The sequence below is a fragment of the Beijerinckia sp. L45 genome (assembly GCF_009765775.1).
In the GTDB taxonomy this organism is placed as follows: Bacteria; Pseudomonadota; Alphaproteobacteria; order Rhizobiales; family Beijerinckiaceae; genus RH-AL1.
Window position 1 is genome coordinate 11,947 of the sequence record NZ_LMUU01000172.1, and the last position, 5,412, is coordinate 17,358.

At 64.1% G+C, this 5,412-nt stretch carries 7 protein-coding genes; all 7 read left to right on the forward strand.

Annotated features, from left to right (window positions below; translation table 11 throughout):
- The first annotated feature begins 174 nt into the window (after positions 1–174).
- Positions 175–909 carry a hypothetical protein gene (locus GSQ79_RS18960; protein ID WP_158810235.1) on the forward strand — a complete coding sequence of 245 codons (735 nt, stop codon included), beginning with the start codon at positions 175–177 and terminating at the stop codon, positions 907–909.
- Entirely contained in the window at positions 910–1,977 is a 1,068-nt protein-coding gene (locus GSQ79_RS18965) for a phage baseplate assembly protein (RefSeq protein ID WP_158810236.1), read from the forward strand.
- Entirely contained in the window at positions 1,974–2,489 is a 516-nt protein-coding gene (locus GSQ79_RS18970; RefSeq protein WP_158810237.1) for a phage baseplate assembly protein, read from the forward strand. The genes GSQ79_RS18965 and GSQ79_RS18970 overlap by 4 nt, the downstream gene beginning before the upstream one ends.
- 21 nt (positions 2,490–2,510) lie before the next feature.
- Positions 2,511–3,044 (forward strand): phage GP46 family protein, encoded by a 534-nt coding sequence (locus GSQ79_RS18975; protein WP_158810238.1) that lies wholly within the window; start codon positions 2,511–2,513, stop codon positions 3,042–3,044.
- On the forward strand, positions 3,034–4,125 hold the full coding sequence (locus GSQ79_RS18980) for a baseplate J/gp47 family protein (RefSeq protein WP_158810239.1): 1,092 nt from the start codon (positions 3,034–3,036) through the stop codon (positions 4,123–4,125). Before GSQ79_RS18975 ends, GSQ79_RS18980 begins: the two co-directional genes overlap by 11 nt.
- Entirely contained in the window at positions 4,122–5,087 is a 966-nt protein-coding gene (locus tag GSQ79_RS18985; RefSeq protein ID WP_158810240.1) for a putative phage tail protein, read from the forward strand. Before GSQ79_RS18980 ends, GSQ79_RS18985 begins: the two co-directional genes overlap by 4 nt.
- A gap of 15 nt (positions 5,088–5,102) precedes the next feature.
- Positions 5,103–5,412 (forward strand): hypothetical protein (locus GSQ79_RS29055; protein WP_210253134.1); only part of this gene is annotated, 310 nt, incomplete at its 3' end.

Consider the following 5,412-nt stretch of genomic DNA (forward strand, 5'->3'; position numbering starts at 1 on the left):
GCGTCGGCTGAGAAGGTGCGGATGGGCTACGTCCAGGTCGATCTCGAATTCGTCGAGAGCGGAAGCGGTACCGCGTTCTCGGTCACGGCGCTGGGCGATCGCATAGCGGCGTCACTACAGAGCGGGATGATCGCCGCAATAACGTCGACTCTTCAAGCCTTCGCGGACTGAACCATGGCCCTCGACGACCGCTACGCCTTGGCCGCGATCGCGGCCCAGAGCCTTGCAGCCGTCCTGCAGGCCGCCGCCGCCCGGTTACCCCTGACGGCGGCCCAGAGCCAGTCGGTCAAGCGCACCGTCTTCGCAGTGTCCGCTGTCATGGCGCCGGCGATCACCGCGGCGACCGACGTCGCGGCGATCGGCACCGTGTTGGCGACGGCCGCGGCGACAATTCGGGGGGCCGCTGCGGCGACCGACGTTGCGCCTGTCCTCTACAATGCGGCAACAGCGAGCTTCCAAGCGACGCCGACCTTCAGCTCGCCCGCTCGGACGCAGCAGGCCGCGCTCGCGCGAATGCTCGCGGAATGCCTTGAGGCGGCATGGCTCGGCCAAGCCTTCGTCTCGGAGGCGCAGACCGACTTCGGCGATCGACAGGCGGCGATCGCCGCGCGCGCCCGCATCGCTGGCGCCATGGACACGTCGCTCGATCGCATCGCTGCAGCGACGGGGCAAGCCGTGGTGGACGTGCTCGGATCCGTTGCCCGCACAGCGACGACGCATATCGCGACCGTAGCGGCCGATCTGAAGCCGATCGTCAGCGTCCAAACCGCGAAATCGTCGCCATCGACGGCAATTGCCTTCGCGCTCTACGGCGATCCTTCGCGTGCAACAGAACTTGTGGCGCGCAACAAGGTCGCGACACCGCTCTTCATGCCACGCAACATCGACGCGCTTGCTCCGGAGAGCTGAATGGCCGTTTTCGAAACGATCTCGGTCGTCGTCGACGGCTACATGATCAAGGGCTTCCAGTCCGTCGAGATCACCCGGTCCATGCAGGACGGGGCCATGTCCTTCAACCTCGAGGCCTCAGCGTCGAGCTGGTCGCCCCAGGCGATGGCGCTGCGCGAAGGGCGGCAGATGGAAATCTACGCCAACGGCGATCTCGTCGTCACCGGTGCCATCGACGAGTACAATTCCGAGATCTCGGAAGAGGGCCGCTCCGTCAGCCTCAGCGGACGATCCAAGGGCCGCAACGCGATCGACTGCCATCCGATCAAGCATAAGACCGGGATGGTGAAGAACAAGACGCTTCTCCAGGCGGCGCAAGAGTTCGACGAGTTCGGTGTCGGCTGGTCGACTGATCAGCAGCTGCAACCGCTCGCAATGATCCAGCGCCGGCCGGAAGAGCCGATGTTCCACACGATCGAGCGCTATGCCCGCAAGCTTGGTCACATGCTGGTGGCGCAGACCGACGGCTCCATCATGATCACGCGCGCCGGATCGAAGCGCCACGCCGGCGCGCTGGTGCTGGGTCAGTCGCCGGTCGACTCGATGGGCGTCAAGATCACGACGACGCAGAAGCGATCGCCGGTCGTTGTTCGCGGCCAGCGGCGATCGGGCCACGGCAAGGCAAACCTTCGCCAGGAGGCCCAGGATCAGGGCGACGACGGCGACGAATACCGTCCGGCGCTGGTGATCGCCGAAGGAGACCATACCGACAGCGAGCTGCAGACGCGCGCGAAATGGGAACGCCTCCGCATGGCGGCCTACGGAATTCGGCCCAGCGCCAAGGTCTCGACCTGGCGCGACGCGGCCGGGACGCTCTGGACGCCAGGCCTACTCGTCGCGGTGACGAACGATATCGAGGGGATCGACAGCGACTTCACTCTGTCCACGGTAATACTCCGCCAGCAGGACGGGGAGGGGAAGGGCGCCGGAACCCGGGCCACGCTCGAGTTCGTGGATCCGAAGGCACATGGTGGCCAAACCGGCGCCGGAACATCTGACAGCGTCTTCAGCGCGGGAGATGCCTTGTGAGCGAAACCTCACTATTCCGCATCGAGCACATCTCGGCGGACGACACCGGCGATATCCAGACCGTCACGGCTTACGGGCATGCGAGCGAGCAGCTCGAGGGCATCATCCGAGTCCAGCCGCATGGCTTCTCGAGCAACCCGCCCGTCGGCAGCCACGGGATGGGTCTTAGACTTCGCGGTGAAAGCGATCTTGCTGTGGCACTCGGCCTCGAAGATCCGACATCGCGGACCTCCTATGCCAAGGGGCAGAACCCCGGTGACTGCGTCCTCTACAACGCCGACGGATCCGTCTGGAAGATGGTTGGCAAGAGCCCTTCGTTCAGCTGTCTTCAGACTTGCACGCTGACAGCCACGTCTTTCGTCTTCAAGTGCGGCGGCACGACGTTCACGCTCAGCGCCGACGGTTTCGTCCAGACCGGCGGCGCACAGAAGCATAACGATCATGACGTCGGCGCCACGCATCAGCACACCGACGTGACGCCAGGCAGCAGCACTTCCGGACCGCCTCAGTAATCTCAGCGGGGATCCTCGCGCATGCAGCTGACAATCACGCCTCTCGCCGACGCGGGCGTGGAGGTCCTGCCGCCTGACATCGTCTGGAATGGCTACGTCGGCGACTTTGCCGTCTCGACCGTTTCGGCCGATGGCGGTGTCGGCGGCCTGGTCGCGCGCAACCCGCTCCAAACCGCCGTTGCCTTATTGCTTTTCACCGATGTCCAGGTCGACGCCTCGGATCTCCGATTCGATCTGCAGGGCGATCGCCGCGGCTGGGTTGGCGACGGGTTCGACGTCGATACCGCGAACGGCGAGGCGCCGCTTGGCTCCCGGCTTTGGCTCTACCGCCGCAGTGTCCTCGTCGCCAAGACCTTCTCGGACATCGAGGTCGAGATCCGCGCCGCGCTGCAGCCGCTAATCACTCAAGGCGCTGCGGTCCAGATTAACGTCTCCGGCGAGGTGCTCAACGCGCAGGGCCAGGTGCGCTGCTCGATCGACATCTACGGTCGGAACAAGACCAAGGCGTATTCGGCGAAATTCGACCCACTCTGGAAGCGCGCCGATGGGCTATAGCATCCGCCCTCTGGCGACACTCGCCACGCAGGCGCGCCAGTTTTTCACCCAAGCGATCCCCGGCGCCCTGGTGCGCCTCTGGGCTAACACGTTCACCGTTCTGGGCAAGGTTTTCGCTCTGCTCGATTTCGAGCACGAGATGCGCCGGAAATGGCTGTTCGACCAGCTATTCGCCTCAACGGCCGCCTATCAATGGCTGACCCGTCACGGCTTTGAACTCGGCCTGGTTCCGGATGGCGGCAATGCCGCCTCGGGTTTCGTGACCGTCCCAGCCGCGGCCGGCATCATCGTGCTGGCCGGAACGCAGTTTCAGCGGGCTGACGGCGCCACGTATTCGACCCTAGCTGACACGACGGCCGCGGGCGCGACGATCAACCTGATGCTGCAGGCCGACACAGTTGGGGCCGCATACGACGTCGACGCCGGCGACACGCTGACAGTGATCGAGACCACGCTCGTCCCGATTCAACTCGGCACGACGGCAACCGTTGACGCAGACGGGATCACCGGCGGGACCGACACCGAAGAAGTCGAAACCTTCCGGGCACGGGTGCTTTATCGCAAACGTAACCCGCCGCAAGGCGGCTCGGCGCCTGACTATGTCGAGTGGGCCGGTCAGGCGCTCTCGACCGTCAAAAACGTCTACGTCGACAGCTTCGTCAACGACACCCGGTCGGTGTGGCTGTGCTTCACCGTGACGGACCAGCCAAACGGCATCCCGACCGACGGTGAAGTAGCCACGGTCCAGGCCTACGTGAGTGACACCGTCCGTCGGCCGATCACAGCACGAGTCTTCGCGACGGGCCCAACGCCGATCGCGGTCCCGATCGCGCTGAAGAATTTTGCGCCGGACACTGACGATACCCGGGCCGCCGTCGCGGCAGAGATCGCCGCGCTCCAGGATGACGTGATCCAACCAGCGACACCTTCGACACCCTTCACCCTTTTCGTCGAGGAGATCGAGGCCGCGATCAATCGCGCCACGGGCGTGACGCAGTTCACGCTGGTGAGCCCAGCGGCCGACATCACCTACACGGTCGGCGGTCAGACGCCGGTCTTGCAGGTGCCGACCTACTCATGACCGATATCGCTCCTGGCTGGCCGTGCGCACTGCTCCCGGCGATCCCACCGTCGGTCAGCGACAAACTTGCGGCACCGACGGCCGACGACATCCTTCCGCAGCTGCTGCAGTTGACCCCGCGCGGGCCGGCCTGGGGCACGGACGAGGCAGGCGACGGCACCGGAGCGCGGCCGATCATGCTCGCCTTCTGGCGCGCTGTTGCTGGCCATGCCGCCTACAATTACGCGATCGACTTCGAACTTGCGACACAGTGCTTTCCCTCGGCGATCACCTACTCACTGCCGGATTGGGAAAGCGAATACGGACTACCTGACACCTGTTTGTCCGGGGTTGCCGGCACGCCCCAGCGGGTCGTTGCGGTACGCTCGAAGTTCGGTGCGATCGGCGGTCAGTCGCCGGCCTATTTCGTCTGCCTTGCCAGCGCCATCGGCTACGATGTCACGATCGAGGAGCCGAACCAGTTCCTGTGCGACGATAGTGTCTGCGTCGGCACCGGCACCTACGAAGGCTACTTCATCTGCGACGATGACGTGTGCGTCGGGGCGCCGATCGAGGAAGACTGGTTCTATTGCGACGATGGAGCATGCGACGACACGCCGTTGCAATTTTATGTCGTGCCAGCGGATCCTTACCCCAGCGATTTCGACGGCGATCTTGAATATTTCATTCTCGATACCGACCCCGATGCCGATGACCCCGACAACGAAGTGTCGGACGAGACAGTCTGGAAATTCTGGATCGTCCATGTCGGCGCAGCAGCCGATACTTGGTTTTATGCCGACGAGGGGGAGTGTAACTCCGATCCGCTCGAGGGTTTTCTGCCAGCAACCGATCTCGAGTGTGAGTTTCGTCGGTTATGCCCACCACACACGCAGCTCGTCTTTGACTATTCCGCATTGCCCTACGTCGCCGTCCTCGACTTCAGCAATCCGCTAAACAGCGGCCTGCTCGGCCTCCTCTGACCCCACGAGATCCGCATGCTTTACAATCCGCCCACTGGTGGCGCGGCAAACGATCCGTATGTCGGTAAGAACGTTGCCGCCGGTATCCAAGGCTCGAAGGTGCCCCCTGGTGCTGTCGAGTTCCCGCAACGCGAGATCATGGCGATTATAGCCGCCGATCCAAGCCTGACCCCATCGAATACAGACCTTGGTCAGGCCCAAAAGTCGATCGCCTACCAGATCGAGCAGGCAATCGGCGCCATTCCGTCCACGCCTCCCACGTCGCTGTGGCACACCGGCAGCGATAGTTCGTCCACCGCAACCGCCATCGTCGCCACGGCGACCC

Bases quoted from the DNA above. Each gene is read 5' to 3' on its own strand.
- GSQ79_RS18965 (WP_158810236.1), top strand. From the start codon at position 910: ATGGCCGTTTTCGAAACGATCTCGGTCGTCGTCGACGGCTACATGATC.
- GSQ79_RS18980 (WP_158810239.1), top strand. From the start codon at position 3,034: ATGGGCTATAGCATCCGCCCTCTGGCGACACTCGCCACGCAGGCGCGC.
- GSQ79_RS18960 (WP_158810235.1), top strand. From the start codon at position 175: ATGGCCCTCGACGACCGCTACGCCTTGGCCGCGATCGCGGCCCAGAGC.
- GSQ79_RS18985 (WP_158810240.1), top strand. From the start codon at position 4,122: ATGACCGATATCGCTCCTGGCTGGCCGTGCGCACTGCTCCCGGCGATC.
- GSQ79_RS18975 (WP_158810238.1), top strand. From the start codon at position 2,511: ATGCAGCTGACAATCACGCCTCTCGCCGACGCGGGCGTGGAGGTCCTG.